General features: G+C 58.9%; 12 protein-coding genes. 5 read left to right on the top strand and 7 right to left on the bottom strand.

The annotated features are described in order from the left end of the window. Positions 1–17 precede the first annotated feature (17 nt). The 4 genes from OCT39_RS10980 to OCT39_RS10965 all read right to left on the bottom strand — a co-directional run bounded on the left by OCT39_RS10980 (position 18) and on the right by OCT39_RS10965 (position 4119). The gene (locus tag OCT39_RS10980; RefSeq protein ID WP_263584510.1) at positions 18–983 is read right to left on the bottom strand and encodes a PIG-L deacetylase family protein; all 966 of its coding nucleotides are present in this window, start codon (positions 981–983) and stop codon (positions 18–20) included. A 113-nt stretch (positions 984–1096) separates the two neighbouring features. Next, positions 1097–2068: a GNAT family N-acetyltransferase gene (locus OCT39_RS10975; protein WP_263584509.1), complete on the bottom strand. Its 972-nt coding sequence runs from the start codon at positions 2066–2068 to the stop codon at positions 1097–1099. After that, on the bottom strand, positions 2061–3335 hold the full coding sequence (locus OCT39_RS10970) for an ABC transporter ATP-binding protein (protein ID WP_263584508.1): 1275 nt from the start codon (positions 3333–3335) through the stop codon (positions 2061–2063). The genes OCT39_RS10975 and OCT39_RS10970 overlap by 8 nt, the downstream gene beginning before the upstream one ends. Continuing rightward, complete coding sequence (locus OCT39_RS10965; RefSeq protein ID WP_263584507.1) at positions 3325–4119, bottom strand: ABC transporter permease; 795 nt, start codon at positions 4117–4119, stop codon at positions 3325–3327. Before OCT39_RS10965 ends, OCT39_RS10970 begins: the two co-directional genes overlap by 11 nt. 534 nt (positions 4120–4653) lie before the next feature. On the opposite strand from OCT39_RS10965, the gene OCT39_RS10960 reads away from it, so the two are divergent. From OCT39_RS10960 to OCT39_RS10950, 3 genes are all read left to right on the top strand, one after another. Beyond that, positions 4654–6414, top strand: coding sequence for a hypothetical protein (locus OCT39_RS10960; RefSeq protein WP_263584506.1), 1761 nt, complete (start codon positions 4654–4656; stop codon positions 6412–6414). A gap of 408 nt (positions 6415–6822) precedes the next feature. Continuing rightward, positions 6823–9972, top strand: a complete 3150-nt coding sequence (locus OCT39_RS10955) for a cadherin-like domain-containing protein (protein WP_263584505.1) — start codon at positions 6823–6825, stop codon at positions 9970–9972. Between the two features lie 289 nt (positions 9973–10261). Continuing rightward, complete coding sequence (locus tag OCT39_RS10950) at positions 10262–11029, top strand: SapC family protein (RefSeq protein ID WP_263584504.1); 768 nt, start codon at positions 10262–10264, stop codon at positions 11027–11029. A gap of 14 nt (positions 11030–11043) precedes the next feature. Here OCT39_RS10950 and OCT39_RS10945 read toward each other — a convergent pair whose 3' ends face one another. Beyond that, positions 11044–11676, bottom strand: a complete 633-nt coding sequence (locus OCT39_RS10945; protein ID WP_263584503.1) for a hypothetical protein — start codon at positions 11674–11676, stop codon at positions 11044–11046. Between the two features lie 130 nt (positions 11677–11806). Here OCT39_RS10945 and OCT39_RS10940 point away from each other — a divergent pair, with 130 nt between their 5' ends. Next, positions 11807–12799 carry an acyltransferase family protein gene (locus tag OCT39_RS10940; RefSeq protein ID WP_263584502.1) on the top strand — a complete coding sequence of 331 codons (993 nt, stop codon included), beginning with the start codon at positions 11807–11809 and terminating at the stop codon, positions 12797–12799. A 19-nt stretch (positions 12800–12818) separates the two neighbouring features. Here OCT39_RS10940 and OCT39_RS10935 read toward each other — a convergent pair whose 3' ends face one another. Then, positions 12819–13862, bottom strand: a complete 1044-nt coding sequence (locus OCT39_RS10935) for an acyltransferase (RefSeq protein WP_263584501.1) — start codon at positions 13860–13862, stop codon at positions 12819–12821. Between the two features lie 220 nt (positions 13863–14082). Next, entirely contained in the window at positions 14083–14838 is a 756-nt protein-coding gene (locus OCT39_RS10930; RefSeq protein WP_263584500.1) for a hypothetical protein, read from the bottom strand. 253 nt (positions 14839–15091) lie between these two features. Here OCT39_RS10930 and OCT39_RS10925 point away from each other — a divergent pair, with 253 nt between their 5' ends. Then, positions 15092–16810: an LTA synthase family protein gene (locus OCT39_RS10925; RefSeq protein WP_263584499.1), complete on the top strand. Its 1719-nt coding sequence runs from the start codon at positions 15092–15094 to the stop codon at positions 16808–16810. Positions 16811–16823: the final 13 nt, after the last annotated feature.

Below are 16823 nucleotides of genomic sequence, written 5' to 3'. Positions count from 1 at the left end.
CCTGATGAATAATGCGCTTAACCGCGCCCTAGTAACGATTTTAGACGCGAAAGCCAGCGCCAGCCTCGGGTGGCGTAAATGGCCTGAAGCTCCTGTTCGGCGCCGCGTTTGGCCTGCTCGCTCTGCGCCAGCGCCTGGCGGTCCTCGTGGGCTTGATCGACAAGCGCCGCGTTTTCCCTTTTCAACGCCTCGATCGCGTGAACGTGCTCGGCCTGCATTTGACCCAGGGCTTGGGCCTGCGATTGAAGCTGGGCTTGCGTTTGAGCCAGCGCGGCTTCGCAGCGCCAAAGCGCCTGGTCCTGCACCGAAGGCAGTTCGATATCAACGCGCTCGCCGGCCGCCAGTACGTGAAACGCCTCGGCCCGAGTGACCGAAAGCCCCAGCGTATAGCTTCTATAGCGATTGAGCCCGTCGATCTGATCAGCGTAGCGCTGCTCGGCAAGCTGCGAGGCAAAGCACTGCATGGCCCTGGCTTTTAGCTCGCCCTCTTGGGATATATCCACGAGCTGGTTGGCGCTCAGCGGCACGCCGATCTCGTAAAGCGCGATGGAAAGCGACGCGTTATGCTTGGCAACGAAGCGCTCGCCGGCCTTGAGCGCGGCGTCGCAGGCAGCGCGGTGGTCCGGGTGCATCTCGAAGCTCGAAGGCGCCAGCAGTAAATCCGGGGTGAACGCCTCGAGCGCTTCCAAAAGCGTGTCGGCCAGCGCATCAATGGCCTGCTCCAGCCCCCGGTCGGGAAAGGCCCAGTTGATCGGAGCGGGGTAGCCCAGCACCGCAGCGGCGCGGGTCGATTCCGCCAAACGCAGGGTTGCCTGGGGCCCCTGGGTGGCGATCACCACGCGAATCTCGGCGCCCCTGGCGGCAAGCTGGGCCAGCGCGCCTCCACAGCCGAACACTTCGTCGTCCGGGTGGGGGGCCAGCACCAGCACGCGCGAGCCTTCCAGCGGCGTGGGGGTGTAAGGAACGTACCAGGCTTCTCTCATGCAATGACGGCCTTTTCCATGGTCTTGTAAGCGGCGCGGCGCTGCTTGTGTCCGCGGCTTTTTATAATGGTGGTTTTATCCTTCACCAGCCGGGGCGCAGGTGCAAGGTCGGCTTAGCGGAAATCCGTGTCGCCGCCCATCAGCCACCAGCGGTTTTCCACCTCCAGGCCCAGCGCTTTGCCATTCACCTGGCTGCCCGGCACCACTACGTCGGTATCGGTCAGCTGCGCGCCGGACGCCGCAAGCGCACTTGCCACGCTCGGTGAAAGCCAGGCGGTGAGCGTATCGCACCCAAGCCGGGCGGTCAGATGGCGAGCGCTTTCGACGACCCGGGGCAGCGCCTTCGGCGGGGCGACCAGGTCCAGAAGCTCGACCTGGCGCTCGTGCTGGCGCAGCACGCAAATGCCCACCGGGCGCTTGGTCAAACGCTCCACGACCAGCCACTGCAGGTAGTTGCGCCCCGGCACCTGGCGGTAGCGGTGATCGAGCCAGCGGCTGTCGCGCTCGCCGATCGCCACCTCAGGCAGCGCCTCGCGCATGGTTTGCCAGAGCGCATCCACGGTGGCGGCGTCCTGGGGCGTAAGTGGCCGGGCGGTGGTGAGCAGGCGGCGTTTGGGTTGGGGCGACCACTCGGCGGCCCGAATCACATCGGTTTCGCAGTAGAGCGACAGCGCCCGGCCCAGGCGGGCGTGGCGGGCGTGGGGAAAGCCGAAGGCGTAGCGGTAGTCGAGCGTTTCGCCCACCTTGTCGCTAAAGAAGGCCTGCACCACGCGATAAAACGGCCCCTTGCGGGTGAGAATGCCCCGATACGCCGGGTCGACCATCACATCGCCCATCTGCACCGCCCTGTGGCGCTGGCCGTCGACGAACACCGGGCGCGGCATGCCGCCGTTGAACGCCACGAGCTCACCGTTATCCACGCACACCACGCCGGGGCTGTCGGCAAAGCGGTATTTCCAGCGCCACTCGTCCAGGGACATGGTCGCGCCGAAACTGCGCTCGAAAAGGCGCAGCAGGGCGGGGGTGTCATCAACGGTGGCCCAGCGAATCTGCCACTGGTCGCTTTTGAGCGCGGTGTCAGCCATGGCTGGCGCCCCCGGGGGTGCGCGGCTGCCACTGGTGGGGCAGGCGCACCACGCCGCGGGCCACGCTCGTTTGGGTCACGTGGAAGCCGCTGATCGGGTCGACCCACTCGTAGCTGTGAAGCCCGCGCTCGCAGAACAGGTACGCCCCCACGTGGTATTCGCCCTTGAGCAGCGCCAGTTCAGGAAAGCAAATCGAAAGCCGCCCCTCGCCGCGCTCGCTTCTGGTGAGCGCCACGCCTTCCTCCCAGCTGCCCGAGCTGGTGACGATCTGCCCGGAAGGCGTCGAGATCGTTACCGCCACGCCCGGGCAGGCAAGCGCCGGGTCGCTGGCAAAGTGAATCTCGATCTCGAGCGTACTTTCACCGCTGACCGCCGGGTAGCGAGCATCCGGCGTTTTGCCGTCTACCAGCACGGTGGTCGACAACAGCCGCGCGCTGCCCGATGGCGCTACGTGGCGCTGCTCGTCGGCCGCGCTTTCGCGCACCCCCCGGCTTTCCACGGTGTCGCCCAGCAAAAACTGCTCGTAGCGCGGGATCACGATCGAGGGAATGTCATCGGCCAGCACTTCGCCGCCTTCCACCCACAGCGCCCGGTCGCACAGGTTTTCCACCTGGTAGAGCGAGTGCGAGCAGAACAGAATCGTCGCGCCGCGTTCGCGAAGCGCCATGATGCGATCGAACGACTTGCGCGCAAAGGCGCCGTCGCCGACGGAAAGCGCCTCGTCGACCACCAGAATGTCCGGCTCCACGCTGGTGGCCACCGCAAAGGCCAGGCGCACGTACATGCCGCTGGAGTAGGTTTTCACCGGCTGGTCGATGAAATCGCCAATACCGGAGAACGCGTGGATCTCGTCGAACTTCTCGTTCACCTGAGCGCGGCTGAGCCCGGCGATCGCCGCCGACATGTACACGTTCTCACGCCCGGTGAACTCCGGGTTGAAACCCGAGCCCAGCTCTAAAAGCGCCGCGATCTTGCCGTTCACTACTACCTCGCCCGTGGTGGGGGAGAGCGTATTGCACACCAGCTGCAAAAGCGTCGATTTACCCGCGCCGTTACGGCCAACGAGGCCCACGACTTCGCCGCGCTTGACGGTCAAGTCCATCGCCTTCAGGCCGCTGATGGTGTCAAAACGGGCGCGCTTGCTAAGCGCCTTGAACTGCAGCAGCAGCCGGTCGAGCGGGCGCTCGTAGCGGTAGAACGTCTTGCTGACGTTGGTCAGCGCAATAGCGGGCTGGTCGCTGCGGGTAACGGTCGTATCAGAGCACATCGGCAAACCCCCCGCGCAGCTTGTTGAAGGCCCAGCTACCGCTTGCAAGCAGCAGGGCGGCCACCACGGTTAGCCCCACCACGACCTTCACGCTCGGCCAAGCGCCCATGAAAATTACGTCGCGAAGCTGGGTGATCAACAGCGCCAGCGGATTCATCAAATATACCCCTTGCCACTGCTCCGGCACGTTGGAAAGCGGGTAGAACACCGGCGAGAGAAACATCAAAACCGACGTACACAGCGCCATGAACGGGCCGATATCGCGAAGATAAACCCCCAGCGCCGAAAGCCACAGCGAAATGCCCACCAGCACGCCGGCAAACGGCAGGATGACCAGCGGAAGCGCAAGCCAGGTGACGTTAACGCCCACCAGCACCGCGGTAATCAGCATTAAAAGCACCAGACTCACCAGCGCTTGAAAACTGGCCGCCAGCACCGACGAGAACGCCAGCAGCGGCAACGGAAACACCACCTTCGTGACCAGGTTGGGTTGGCTGGTCACCAGTATTGGGCCGCGATTGACCACCTCGGCGAACCAGTTAAAGGATAAAAGCCCGACGAACACCTGCAGCGCGAAATCCATCTGTGGGGTGCCGGTGGCCTCGACCGGCCACTTCAAATCGAAAAAGCCGTAGAACACCAGGGTAAAGGCACCCAGCATTAAAAGTGGCGAGAGCAGGGTCCAGCCAAGGCCCAACAGCGACCCCCGGTAGCGCCCGGTAATATCGCGGCAGGTGAACTGCCACAATAGATGCAGGTGGCGGTGTAAGTGTAAAGCAGCCAAGGCGCGCTCCCGGTAAACAGAAAGGCCGCTATCTTACCCGTGCGCTCCCATGGTGCCAACCGGGGGAAAAATGAACAGTGTGGCGTTTTTAAACACTTTTTTTTCCGTAAGCGTCACAACGCGTTTGAGAACAGCGCTTTAGCGAACGATGTTTCAAAACCCCGAAATGCCCGAGACACGTGGTCCTGTCATCCCGCCGTCACTGAAAGGTGATAAACGTTCGAGCCGCGCTTGAAAACTTAAGTAGGCTTGCGATCAACGCGGCACAAAGGCATAGTAATGCGTTACCGGAAGTTACTTGCCAAGCCACCCTGGCGCGGCTATAAAGAGTGGCGTGGAGCCTTCTCGGCAGCAATGGCGGCGCGTAGCGCGCATACCCGTTGCCATTTCCATAACGCAATATCGCAAGAACTGTGTAAACAGCAACTTGCACGTAGTAAAAACTGGTTAGAATTTTAAGCCTGTGCTAGCGTAGCTAGCGCGGCTTTTAATGAGCCTGACAACGTTGTCAAGAACGCAAGGAGTTTCACCAAGATGGCTATTACCAAGACTCAAGCAGTACAGGGCCTCGCCGCTCTGATGTTCGGCCAGGCAGTAGGTACTGCTTCCGCCGCTAACTTCCGTGAGATTCTGGCGACCAACCCCAGCATCTACGACCTGGCCAACAACCTGGCCGCGACCGACGCGTTCAACAGCCAGTTCGAAGACGGCGCCAGCACTCAAGACAAGATCGACCTGATCCTGGGCCGTCTGGGTCTGGAAGAAGACACCGTTGGCTACGACCGCGCTAACGATTTCATTAACGCTCGTCTGGAAGCCGGCGTTCCGGCTGGCCAGGTCGTTGCCGAAATCGGTGAGAAACTGCTGGGCGACACCATTCCGCGTGGTCTGGAGCAAGCCTCTCTGAACCTTCAGGATGCTATCGAGCGCTCTAATGCGTACCTGGAAGCTGGCAATGAAGGCAACCAGCCACTGCTGCTGGCTGATGGCCTAACCACTGCTCTGCTGGCTGATGCTATCGAGCAGCTGCAGGCTACCATCGAAGCGCGCGTTGAATTCTTGGAAGATGCTTCTGAAGTACAAGCACTTGGATTGGTTGGTGCTGAGTTCGATGCTGAAGCAACTGCTACTGCAATCGATACCTATTACACTGAGACCGCTGGCGTACTCTCTACTGCTACTGGCGATGGACAGTTTGCAACCCGTTCTGCTTCAACGCAGGACACTTTGATCGCTGAAGAGCAAGAAGAAGCGAACACTGCAGTGGCCGACGCTGCTGAAGACCTCGAAGACAACGTTGTTACTGCTGTTAATAACGTACAGGCACGTGTTGCGGCAGCTAATAATGCTGTTGAAGCGCTGGGCAATGCTCAAACTGCTTTTGACGCACAAGCTACCACTTTCCTTGCAGCTAACGACACATATACTACTGCCATCATCACCGGCACCGATTTGCAAATCGACAGCACTACTGTTGCAACTCAAGGACCGGATGGAACGTTTAACCTTGTTAATCAAGCTACAGTAGATATTAATAGTCTTCAGGGTTTTGATGCCCTTCTGTCTGCGGCCAACGTTCAGGGTCGTGCCGAAGTTGCTGTTACTTCAGCAGAAGACAGTTTGAACGCCGCTGTCGCCAACGTAGCTGAACTGCTGGAAGATTCTGAATACAACGACGGTGATTATGTAGACGTCGATGCAACTGACGGCACATATTCTGTAACTTTCGACGACACTGCTGGTGATGCGATCGAAGCATACGCCGGCGTGAGTGCTTATCTCGATGCTCTTACTGATCGTCAAGTGCTCAACGATGCCGTCGCCGATTTCCAAGAAGCTCGCGATCTGAACACTCAGCTGATTTCTCTGACTGAAGCTCGCGACAACGCTGAAGATGTCATCACCGAAGATTATGACTTCAACATTGTTGAAGGTCTTGGTGATGCAACTAACGATAATGACCTGTACATCTTCGAAGATGCTACTGGCAACTTCGGTACTGACACCGATATCGATAACTTCGGCGACGAAGGTACTGATTACATCTTCTTCGGCGAAGGCTACACCGCTGTAGCGCTGGGTGACGGTGCAATCACTGACCGCGTTGGTTCTTCTTCCGCGCTGGAAATCTTCTGGCAGCAGGACGGTGACAACCTGGTACTGTATGTAGAAGCTGACGCGACTGCCGGTAACTCTACCGCCACCGCTGACATCACCGAAATCACTCTGACCGGTGTGAACGTTCAAGACGTCGACTTCTCCAACGGCTTCCTGTCCGTTAACAGCGCTGCCTAAGGTTGACCTGGCAACCGGGTAGGGTGGTGTAACCTGCCCGCGCTGTGAGACACCCGGCGGCCCAGGCCGCCGGGTGCAGCAAACAAGAGTTTGCTTGCCCGAACGATGCAGTACCCCAACCCCCGACCTTTTGGTCGGGGGTTTTTTATTGCCCGCTGTTGGCCCTTTCGACCAGTCGGTGCGACGTGCACCGGTGATGCAAGCGCTTTTTCTTGAATAATCACGTATACCGCTATATTCGCCGCTTTTATGACTAATTTATTCACCCTTTTTTGAAAAATAAAAAGGCGTTTTTTGATGCTTGGTCGTATGATGGCCGAGCCGATCAGCGCGGGGCGCAGCGGCCATCAAGGGTTCTCACAATAAGTCTTTTGCCCGCACATGCGTCGGGTAGAGGTAGAAGAAGAAATGAACGATCTCATCATTACCCAACCCCAAGCCTTTCACTATAACGAAACCTCTAGCGGCGACGTCGATGCCTACGCCGCGCGCACCGATGCGTTCGGCCAGCCCACGCTGGCGGCCTGGCGCCTCGACCACGCGGGCTCCAACAGCTGGACCGGCTCGCTTGCCTCCGGCGGGCCAAACGACAGCAGCGATGCCTTCGTGTTCGAAGTGCCCCAGGGGCGTGAGGTTCAGGGTATTTCACTGAGCATCAGTAACGTGCAAATCAACAGTGGCTCGACCTTCTTTCTTTCCACGCTGGACGGGCAGTGGTGGACCGAGCGTCCGCTGACCTCGTTCAATGACCCTTTGCTGTTGAAGCCGGGCCAGTACAGCCTGATGATGGGCAACGGCACGCTGGTGCTGGATTACGAGCTCAATTTGAACGTGGTCAGTACCCAAATGAATACCGCGCCGACGCTCGATGCAAACCCCCGCCATCATGTCGATGCCCACAATAACGCCTTTCTGTTTTCTGATGTGACGGCAAAGACCAACGACCCCAACCAGTATTTTACCCAGCTGGAATTTCACGTGGCAGGCGTCAAGGATGGGGCCCTGGAAGTGCTTACGCTATCCGGCGTCGACATTCCCTTGACCCCGGGTGCGCTTGGGGTATTTGGTACCGGGCACTACCAGGTTTTGAATGATATAGACGGGATAAGCGTGCAGCTCAATCATCAGACCATGGATGAATCTGCGCTTTCCAACCTGGTCGCCGGTGCTCGTTATCAGCACACGGGAGATGCCCCGACCGGTGGCAACCGCGAGATCACGCTGGTATCGATCACCGACAATGGGGCGGATCACAATTTCACGCCGCTCGATATCACCACGAGCTTCGCCGTACAGGGTGTGGCTCAGCCCCCCGTGCTGCTACCAGGCATCGAGCACTTCACGTTCATCGAAAAAGGTCTCCCTCAGCTCATCGACCCCTTCCTGATGCTGATCGATACCGACAGCCCCACGCTTGCCAGCGCCACCATAAAAATCATCAATGGTTTTACGCCAGGCGATATGCTGCTTATGCAGCCCTTCCCGCTGGCTCCGTTCGGCACAATTCAGGCCGCTTTCAACGCCCAGACCGGCGTACTGACGCTGACCTCGTTAGAGGTGACCACCACGGTGGTGCAGTGGCAGGAAGCACTTCGCGCGGTGGCGTACTCCAACCTCAGCCATAGCCTCGTCAGCGGCAAGCGGGTTTTCGAGTTCAGCGTCAGTGACGGCCAGAACGTCAGCCAAACCGTGACCCAATCATTGAGCGTGCAGGCGGTCAATGATGCGCCCAAGCTGGCCATCAATACCGGCGCCAGTGTCGCGGCGGGCACAAGCGTAGTGCTCGATGAGAAAATGCTCGGCGCGGTCGATGTCGACGACGCGCCAGAGGGCTTGACCTACACCCTGAAACTGGCACCGCTCGATGGCACCTTGATGCTTGACGCGCTGGTATTGAAAGAGGGCGACACCTTTACCCAGGCCGATATCAACGCGGGCAAGGTGCGTTTTGAAGCGGGCAGCAAGCCCGGCGTTCACGCCATGACGTTCAGCCTGGCCGATGGCGGCGAGGATGGCGTACTGCCGATTACCGGGCAAACCTTCGCGTTCACCGTGGCCGCCGCCCCGGTAACGCCGGGGCCGGCCCCCGCGCCCGTGCCGGTCACACCGCCGGCCTCGAACTGGCTCGAGCCGATCACGCGCCAGCCGCTTTCGGATACCGCCTCGGGTGAGTCGGCGCTTCGCGAGGTGATCGTCAACCGTGCGGGGCAGGACGGGGCGCTCAGGCTGGTCGAGAACTCCGGCAGCGCGAACGTGGTGACCGCCACGCTTCCCGGCGGCGCGACGCTGACACACGAAGGCGCGCGCAGCGCCATCACCCTGGGCGCGGCCCAGGTGGATCTGGTGGCAGCGTTGAGCCAGAAAGCGCCGGCCAACCAGGGCCTGCAGGCCGAACTTGCCACGCTTTGGCTGTCGTCGCGCGCGGATGCGTCGATGATCGATCTGCGCACGCTGAGCTTCAGCGCGGCCTCTGAGCTTGGCTCGTCGATCAAGCTCACAGGTGAACCCAGCCCGCTTTTGAACGCCGCCAAGGCGTTCGTGATCGATACCACGGGCCTTCCCGGCGGCGCCCGGATCGATCTTGAGAACATCGAATTCGTCAGTCTGAAAGGCGGCGCCCGTATTACTGCCGGCGCCGGCGACAGCGTCATCATTGCCGACGATGCCCCGGTGCAGGTCACGCTGGGCGAGGGCCGGGGCATCGTGGTCGGCGGCGCCGGTGACGACGTGTTGATCGGGGGCAGTGCGGCCAACTACCTGGAAGGTGGCGAAGGCAACAACCGCTTCTACACCAAGGGCGGCAACGACACGTTGGTGGGTGGCAGCGGCGTGGACACGGCGCGCTTTGATAGCTCGTTCGAGGCCGCGGCGCTTGCGCGTGACGAAGACGGCCGGCTGGTGGTCACCGCGGATGGCGCGGGGCGCAACACGCTGGTGAACGTTGAGCTGTTGCGTTTCGACGATCAGGTCGTGCTCGTCGATGACCCGACGCTTGCGGATGCGGACATCGTGTTGTTCGACGAGGCGCTCTATCTTTCGCGCAACGACGATGTCGCCCAGGCCGTGGTGCGGGGCGAGTACGCCAGCGGGCGCGAGCACTTCGATCGTTTCGGCGTTTTCGAAGGGCGTTCGAGCGCAAGTGATGCCGACACCGCCAACATGGCCTTCGACGAGGCGTTCTACCTTGCCCACAACCTGGACGTGGCGGCGGCGGTGGCTCAGGGCGTATTCACCAGCGCCTTCGAGCACTACGCGCGCTTTGGCGAGCAGGAGGGGCGCAACCCGAACGTGTTGTTCGACGAGCGCGCCTACCGGGCGGCGAATGTCGATGTGGACGCGGCGATCGAACAGGGCCTTTTCGAGAGTGCCTACATGCACTACCGCCTGGCCGGTGAAAGCGAAGGCCGCACGCCGTCGAGCTGGTTCGACCTGGCGGCTTACAAGGAGGCCAACGCCGACGTGGTCGCCGCCAACGTGGGCGTGCTGAGTCACTACTTCGAGTACGGCCGGGCGGAAGGGCGTTTGATCAGCGCGATCGACGATGGCTTCTGGGGCTGATTCACGGCGCCAACGCTATAAATCAACGTGCAACCCCGCCCACCGGCGGGGTTTTTGTTTGGCGCCGATCAATGCATTCAACCGTCGCTTAACGCCGCGGGCGGTCATTGAAGTGATGATGGTCATGCCCACCGACACGATACGCCCGGAGACTCTTTTTGGCACTTTACCCCGCCGCGTCTGTCCCACCGAGGCCGCGATCGTTTTCCGCGTTGAATGGTATAATCATCGTCATTCGTGGGCTTTTACCCGGCAAACGGGTGTTCTTCAAACCGAGTAAGGATGCATCATGTCCAATCCGCTAACGCTAACCCCCACCGAGTGCGAAGGCAAAGCCTGGCATCCGCCCCACACCGTTGATTTCGCCGCCTCGACCACATTGATGCCGCTACACGGCCGTGAACTCGCCCGCGCGGCGGCCTCCATGCCGTTGGCGCTGGTGAATCTGAGCGGCACTTGGCAACTGATGGGAGTGTGTGGTTTGGCTGAGGGCCACAACCTGTTCGTGCGTGAAGGCAGGTGGCTGGGGAACTACCGCCCCGAGTGGCTCTCGACCTGGCCGTTCAAGGTGCTCACCCAGGGCGACAAGGGCTATGTGACCTTCGAGCGCGATAGCGGTCTGGAGGCTGAAGCGGGGGCAGGCGAGCCTTTTTTCGATGACCAGAACCAGATGCTCGACGAGGTTTCCAAACGCGTCGATACCTTGAAAGCGGGCTTTCCGCGCCACCAGGTCACGCTAAAAGCGGTGCAGGCACTGGTCGACGCAAAGGTCGTCACGCCCTGGCCGGATTCGCTCAGAGAGCAAGCGGGTGTACGCCTGGAAGGTCTTTGCATGATCGACGAGCGGGCGCTGGCGAATCTTTCGGACGAGGCGTTTTTGGCGCTGCGCGCCGCCCAGGCGCTGCCGATCGCTTTCGCGCTCAATCTCTCGCTGACCCAAACGCACCTGCTGACGCGCCTTGCACGTATCAACCCAGGCCATACCAACGCCCCGGAAAATCTGGATGCTCTGTTCGACGGCGACGATGACGAGTTCAGCTTCGATTTCGACAGCTAATCGCTCGAAGCGGCTTAGCGCTGATCTTCGGCGCTTTCGTGCACCTGCAGGCGAAAGCCACTCCGAAACAGCTCCACGATGGAGGCCGGGGTCAGCACGGTCACTTGCGTGCCTGAGGCGGGCAGGGGAGTGGCCGGCCCATAACCCTCGAAACTCCAAGGGAACAGGTGATCTTGCGTGACCAGATACGCCTGGCCACCCAGATCGATCAGGGTGCCAAAGGGCAGCCCCTCAAGAGCTGCCTGAAAGGTTACCTTGTGGCCGCCACGCCGGGCGCGCTCGGCATGCAGGGTTTTGTCGATGTCCGCAAGGCTTGGCTTTTCGATGCCCGCCCGCGGGTTGGCCGCAAGCCAGGCGTGCTTGAACGCCTTGAAGCGCTGCTGGCGACAGGACCCGCACGGGCGATGCCCGGCGGCAAACGCGGTGGCCTCGTCCAGAAAAAAGAGCTGGGAATAGCGCCCGGGTTCGAATACCGGGCGTTCATGGCCTGGAAAGTGCGTCACGCAGGTGACCCACTGCTTGTGCGCCCAGGGCCGCGTGATGGTTTTATCGTCATCGTGCAGTAGGCCGCGATTGCCCATTAGCGCGCCGCGAGCACTGACGCTGCAAAGCTGGCCGTAGGGGTCGATGCGGTTTTGTAGGGGCATGAGCAGGCTCTTTTTTGGCAAAGTGAAGTATTACGTTCAACGGCGTACCGTATGTTAAATTGATCGCTTTTTATAAAAACGGCCAAATAGTGTATGGTTTTGCCCCTTTATGGCTAGCGGTGCTGCCCCCATGTCGCCCTCACTTTTCAACGCATTGCACCTGACCAAGGTGTTCGGAGCGCTGCTGGTAGTGGCCTGTCACTATGCCGGTCACTATTATCAGTTTTCGTTTTACAGCAACGGCACGGGCTGCTTTTTCATTGTGGCGGGATATTACGCGCTGAATTGGGAGCACAGTCGAGGGCTTCATTATCTGGTCAAGCGGCTGCTTCGTTTATACCCAGCGTACCTGGTGGCCGTGGTCGCATACCTGCTCACACAGTGGCCGCCAGTTTCGAGCTGGCCGGCGTTGCTTTTTCACCACCTAACGTTTCTTTTGACCGTACCCGATAAGGCCACGGTCTTTGCGCTGAACCCGCCGTTCTGGTCGATGCCGGTCTTTTTTACCTTTTTTACGCTCGTGGCATTTTTGCCTCGGGTAACGCCGCGCGCTTGGCAGGTAGGGGCGCTGTTGCTGGTAGCCGTGGCGACGTTAAAAACACCGCTGATCGAATGGCACGATGGATACATCGAACTATGGGTATTTCCGTTGCACCTGTTTGCGTTTTGGCTGGGGGGGCTAATCGGCCATGTGGCCCATCGTCGTGAGATCAAGCCTTCCAAAACCTATAGCTGGCTGACGCTGGCCCTGATGGGCGTGATCATTGCCTGCGGCTTCTTTTACCAGACATTTCTCGAACTGACTTCTGAGTTTTCGGGGTTTTATTTTCGCGGCGTGATGGTACTGCTGTTCGGGCTGCTGTTCTGGGTGGTGCTACACAGCCACCTGACTGTCCGCTCGTCTCGGCCCTTGGCGTTTCTCGGCACGATCAGTTTTGGGGTGTATCTCTTTCACAACCTGCCGCCGATGTGGCTTGACCCCGTGGTCTCTGGCGTAGGGGGGATGGCGGCTGCGCTGATACTTTCGATTTTGCTGGCTTGGGGGTCCTGGGTTTTGGTCGAGGCGCCGCTGCTTCGCTTTTGCAAGCCACGCCTTGCGCGCTGGATGAGCGCGCCTTATTAGCGGTCTTGGCCTTCTAGCATTAGCCGAACACGAGCCTTGATTTCGGTAGCATTCGCACACCAATAGCCAAAATTAAACTAATGAAAAAAGTGACTATTAGGGCAAGAATAATAAAAAGCCCTGTAGGCAATTCAGTATTACTAGCCAAGGCATTCGATATTTTGTCCAACACCACGACATGGACGAAATATATAACGAACGTTTTTTCCGAAACGAAGCTTACGGCTTTTTGAGTAGAAAAGCTTGGCGTTTTGATCTGGCTAATTAGCACCATGAATGAAATTGAGGCGATAAACACGTTAGGCGATAAGTACTCGTAAGCCGTTTGAATGGCCATGTCATATCGATCTGACAACATCCACGTGTATAAAAAAGTTATGAGCGATGACGTGATGAACGCAACCAAAGCGATAAAGACCTGAAATCGGGAGACGCCTTTCGTGGCAAGGTATGACTTGAAATATGCTCCAAATACGAAGTAACCCGCATAGCTTGGCAACCCTTTGTCAAATACAAGGCCATACAAACCTCCTTGCCAATAAAAAGGTAGGCAGTTGACGATAAAAAAGAGCACCAGAAAATATATGGCGTAGTCGACTCGTTCCACTAGCAGGTCGGTTATTTTCTGTAAAATGGGGATCAACAGATAAACACCCAATAGCGCATAGACAAACCACAGGTGATACATCGCAGGGCTTTGTAGAATGCTAAAAAAGTCGATACTTTCTCTTGTATAATAGGAGGTATAAAAAAGAAAGAGAGTACTCCATATGATCAGAGGTAGTGCAATTCTTTGTATGCGCCTAAGCAGCCCTTTTAACGAAGGAGCAGAACGGTGAGGCGTAATAATGAGAAATCCGGACAGAAGAAAGAACAATGGTACCGAAATGCGAGATATCGAGTCGATCGCATTTGCTGATAACCAGTTACCCGTATCAAGCGTGGAAAACTGATAAAAGCTGTCAGCACTGGCGTGAATTGCAATGACCCCCAGGGTGGCTATCACACGGCAAAGATCGATCCAGTATATGTTGGATTCCATTCCATTCGTGATTTTTGACATTCAAACCAGCCTTTTAATTTTCTCGTCGCGGCGTTCCCCCTTTATGTTCACTATTGAGTTGTCATCAATGTCAGGGGGATAAATAGGAGTTAAATTTTATCATGTACTTAAAAGCTAATCGAATGTTAGGGCCATAAGGTATCACCAGCAAAGAGCTTCGCGGTGATGGGTAAGTCGATTCGTAAACCGGTTTGAGTGGGCGCACTGATCTGATGGATGCTCAAGGCGCCAGCCAGTCGGTATAAATATCGTCCACGCCCCGCGACCGGTAGTACTCCAGTTCGCGCTGGGTGTTCACCGTATGCACGTAGGTCGCAATACCGGCCTCACCCAGGGCTTTTCCATCGCCGCGCTCGGCCATTCGGCGCGGCATGGAGACCGCGAATAGCTCCATGTCGTTGGCGTGATCGATAACCTCATCCAACGGCATGAGGTAAACCTTGTAGAGCCCCCAAATGATATCGCGATAGCCCAGCGCGCGAATCTGCTCGTACTGAGCGGGGTCATACATCTGCGCTATCACATGATCGTCCACCTGATCAAACCGCTCGGCAATGCGCGCAAGCCCTTCCAGTTCACGCTCCTTGATATCCGGTACCAGGCGCTTTCCCGGGTGCGCCTTGAGCCACTCAACGAGGGTATCGAGCGTGCAGTTTTTAACGTAGGGGTTCTCGCTAACGAGCTGCTCGAACTCGGCAAGGGTGGGGCGGGTATCGAAGCGGCGCTGAAAAATATATTCGGCGTTGTACTGCCAGTCGTGTACGCATACCAGCTGATCGTCGGCGGTCCAGGAGAGGTCGATCTCGAAAAGCTCGAAGTGGTCGCGGTTGAAATCGAGCGCCTCGAACGTGTTTGTGTAGGCCCAGTTGTTGACGCCACCGCCGGCGTGGGCGACTCGCGGCAAATCGGTCGCCGTGTCGCCACAGCCGGCGAGCGCCGCCAGTCCAGCCAAAAGTACGATGCGAAAAGCAAGCATGGCGAATCTCTTGTAGTATCCGTGCCGCAACAGCGCACCGTGTGGGGAAGGGCATTACGTGACTGACGCTTTGCTCTGCCAATACGGCGAAATGCTATCACGCCCCGGTAGCGTCTTGCCCGGATAGCACCTGATTTTATAGGTCAATGGTTTTAAACGAGCCCCCCACTGGCGGGCGAACGGCTTCTTTTGAGTATGCTGTATGAATGCAAAGTGTTACCCGTTGACCTCGCCCGCCGCGTGGCGGTTTTGGATGACGCCACTGGGGGTTTTCGGACTTTGCCTGGTGGCTGCGTTGGTGGTGCGCGTGGCGGTGTTGCAGGACATGTCGAGCGCGGTATTGAGCTGTCGCTGGTGCGCGACGCCTGCCGTCATTAAAGCCGATGTGCCTTATCTTGTGGCGCTGGCGCTGCTGTTTGCGGTATCTACGTTGAGGCCTGTGCGGTGGTGGGCGCTGCTTTGGCGGGTGCCTGCGGTGATGGGGTTTTGGCTGTATGTGCTGGATATCGCCACCATGGTGCAGTTCAACTCTCGTTTCATGATTGCCGATGCCCGTATCTACCTGGCCGACGCCGAGCTGGCGGTAAGCGTGTTGGATCAGGCGCCCTTGTCGGTCGCGATAGCGTGTACGTTATTGGTCGCGCTCAGCGGGTGGTGGTGGATACGGATATCACCCCAGCACGCGTTGAGTCGCCGGTTCGGACTGACCGGTGCGGCGCTGATGCTGAGCGTCGCCGGGTTGGCCCTTTTATTGCCCACACCTGGGTACGTACACCAATGGGCGCTTGAAAACGTTCTGGCCGCCAACTGGCCAACCGGCATCGACGAGCGTTACGGTGCGCAAAACCTTGGGCATCTTCAGACGGACCCTGCGCCGTATTACTGCACATCGACGCCTGCGCACCGCGATAATGTGGTCGTTTTGGTGCTGGAGTCCTGGTCGCCTTATCACAGTCAGCGCTGGTCAGGGCTCAATGATTGGACACCGCGGCTGGACCGCTTGGCGGGTGAGGGCACCTGGTTCTCTCGCTTGCACGCTGGGGGTTCCACCACCAACGATGGGCTAGTGTCGCTGCTGACCGGCCGGCAGCTGGTACTGCCGTTTACGCCGCCCACGCAAACCGAGGCTTTCGAGGGTGCCTGGCGGCGTGCAGAGCAGGCGCTGCCGCACGCGCTAGCTGCGCGTGGCTATGAACGTAGCTTTCTTACCTCGGGCGACCTCTCTTTTACCCATAAGGGAGAGTGGCTTTCGCATATCGGTTTCGACACGCTGCAGGGTCACGACACCCCCGCCTTCGATGGCTTGGCGCGCCATCACTTCAACGCCGTGGAGGACGCCGCACTTTATGAGCATGCCTTGTCGTTCCTGCGCCAGCGCCAGCGCTCGCCTCATCCTCAGTTCGTGGTGATCGAGAACGTCAGCACGCATCATCCTTTCGTTCATCCTGATACGCACGAGCGAAGCGAAGAACAGGTTTTTCGCTATATGGATGACACCGCCGCCGACTTTATCGAGGCCCTGAAGCGCGACGGATTTTTCGGCAATGGCCTGTTGGTGGTGGTCAGTGATCATCGTGCGATGACCATGATGAGTCGCGAGGAGCACGCGCTTTTAGGGCGTGCGGCGGCCTCGAACGTTCCCGGGTTCATTCTCACCGGCGAAAAGGGCGTGGGCGAGGTCAGTGGGCTCTATCATCAGGCCGATTTGATGCCAACGCTTTTGGCGCATGTTAGCGAGCCCCCGTACTGTCATCAAAGCCCACCGCGTAGCCTGCTGAACCCGGACGACACCTGGCCTGCATGTGTCTTTCATGCACGGGGTGATCAGCGCGATCTCGTGAATGTTTTCTGCCCGCAAGGTCAGGGCGTGATTCGAGTTGACGGCGACGATAGCCGCTTTGTACGTGCATCGATGCTTTCCAGACCGCTCAAGCGCGACCTGTTGCAGCGGTTGGCTCGCGAGCGCCAGTAGCCGGTGCGTTGGG

The organism is Halomonas sp. GD1P12, assembly GCF_025725645.1.
GTDB lineage: Bacteria > Pseudomonadota > Gammaproteobacteria > Pseudomonadales > Halomonadaceae > Vreelandella.
The sequence above is the reverse complement of the archived record's forward strand: the minus strand, read 5'-3'. Positions and strand labels throughout refer to the sequence as shown.

Bases quoted from the DNA above. Each gene is read 5' to 3' on its own strand.
- OCT39_RS10955 (WP_263584505.1), top strand. From the start codon at position 6,823: ATGAACGATCTCATCATTACCCAACCCCAAGCCTTTCACTATAACGAA.
- OCT39_RS10945 (WP_263584503.1), bottom strand. From the start codon at position 11,676: ATGCCCCTACAAAACCGCATCGACCCCTACGGCCAGCTTTGCAGCGTC.
- OCT39_RS10950 (WP_263584504.1), top strand. From the start codon at position 10,262: ATGTCCAATCCGCTAACGCTAACCCCCACCGAGTGCGAAGGCAAAGCC.
- OCT39_RS10980 (WP_263584510.1), bottom strand. From the start codon at position 983: ATGAGAGAAGCCTGGTACGTTCCTTACACCCCCACGCCGCTGGAAGGC.
- OCT39_RS10925 (WP_263584499.1), top strand. From the start codon at position 15,092: ATGACGCCACTGGGGGTTTTCGGACTTTGCCTGGTGGCTGCGTTGGTG.
- OCT39_RS10960 (WP_263584506.1), top strand. From the start codon at position 4,654: ATGGCTATTACCAAGACTCAAGCAGTACAGGGCCTCGCCGCTCTGATG.
- OCT39_RS10940 (WP_263584502.1), top strand. From the start codon at position 11,807: ATGTCGCCCTCACTTTTCAACGCATTGCACCTGACCAAGGTGTTCGGA.
- OCT39_RS10935 (WP_263584501.1), bottom strand. From the start codon at position 13,862: ATGTCAAAAATCACGAATGGAATGGAATCCAACATATACTGGATCGAT.
- OCT39_RS10975 (WP_263584509.1), bottom strand. From the start codon at position 2,068: ATGGCTGACACCGCGCTCAAAAGCGACCAGTGGCAGATTCGCTGGGCC.
- OCT39_RS10970 (WP_263584508.1), bottom strand. From the start codon at position 3,335: ATGTGCTCTGATACGACCGTTACCCGCAGCGACCAGCCCGCTATTGCG.
- OCT39_RS10930 (WP_263584500.1), bottom strand. From the start codon at position 14,838: ATGCTTGCTTTTCGCATCGTACTTTTGGCTGGACTGGCGGCGCTCGCC.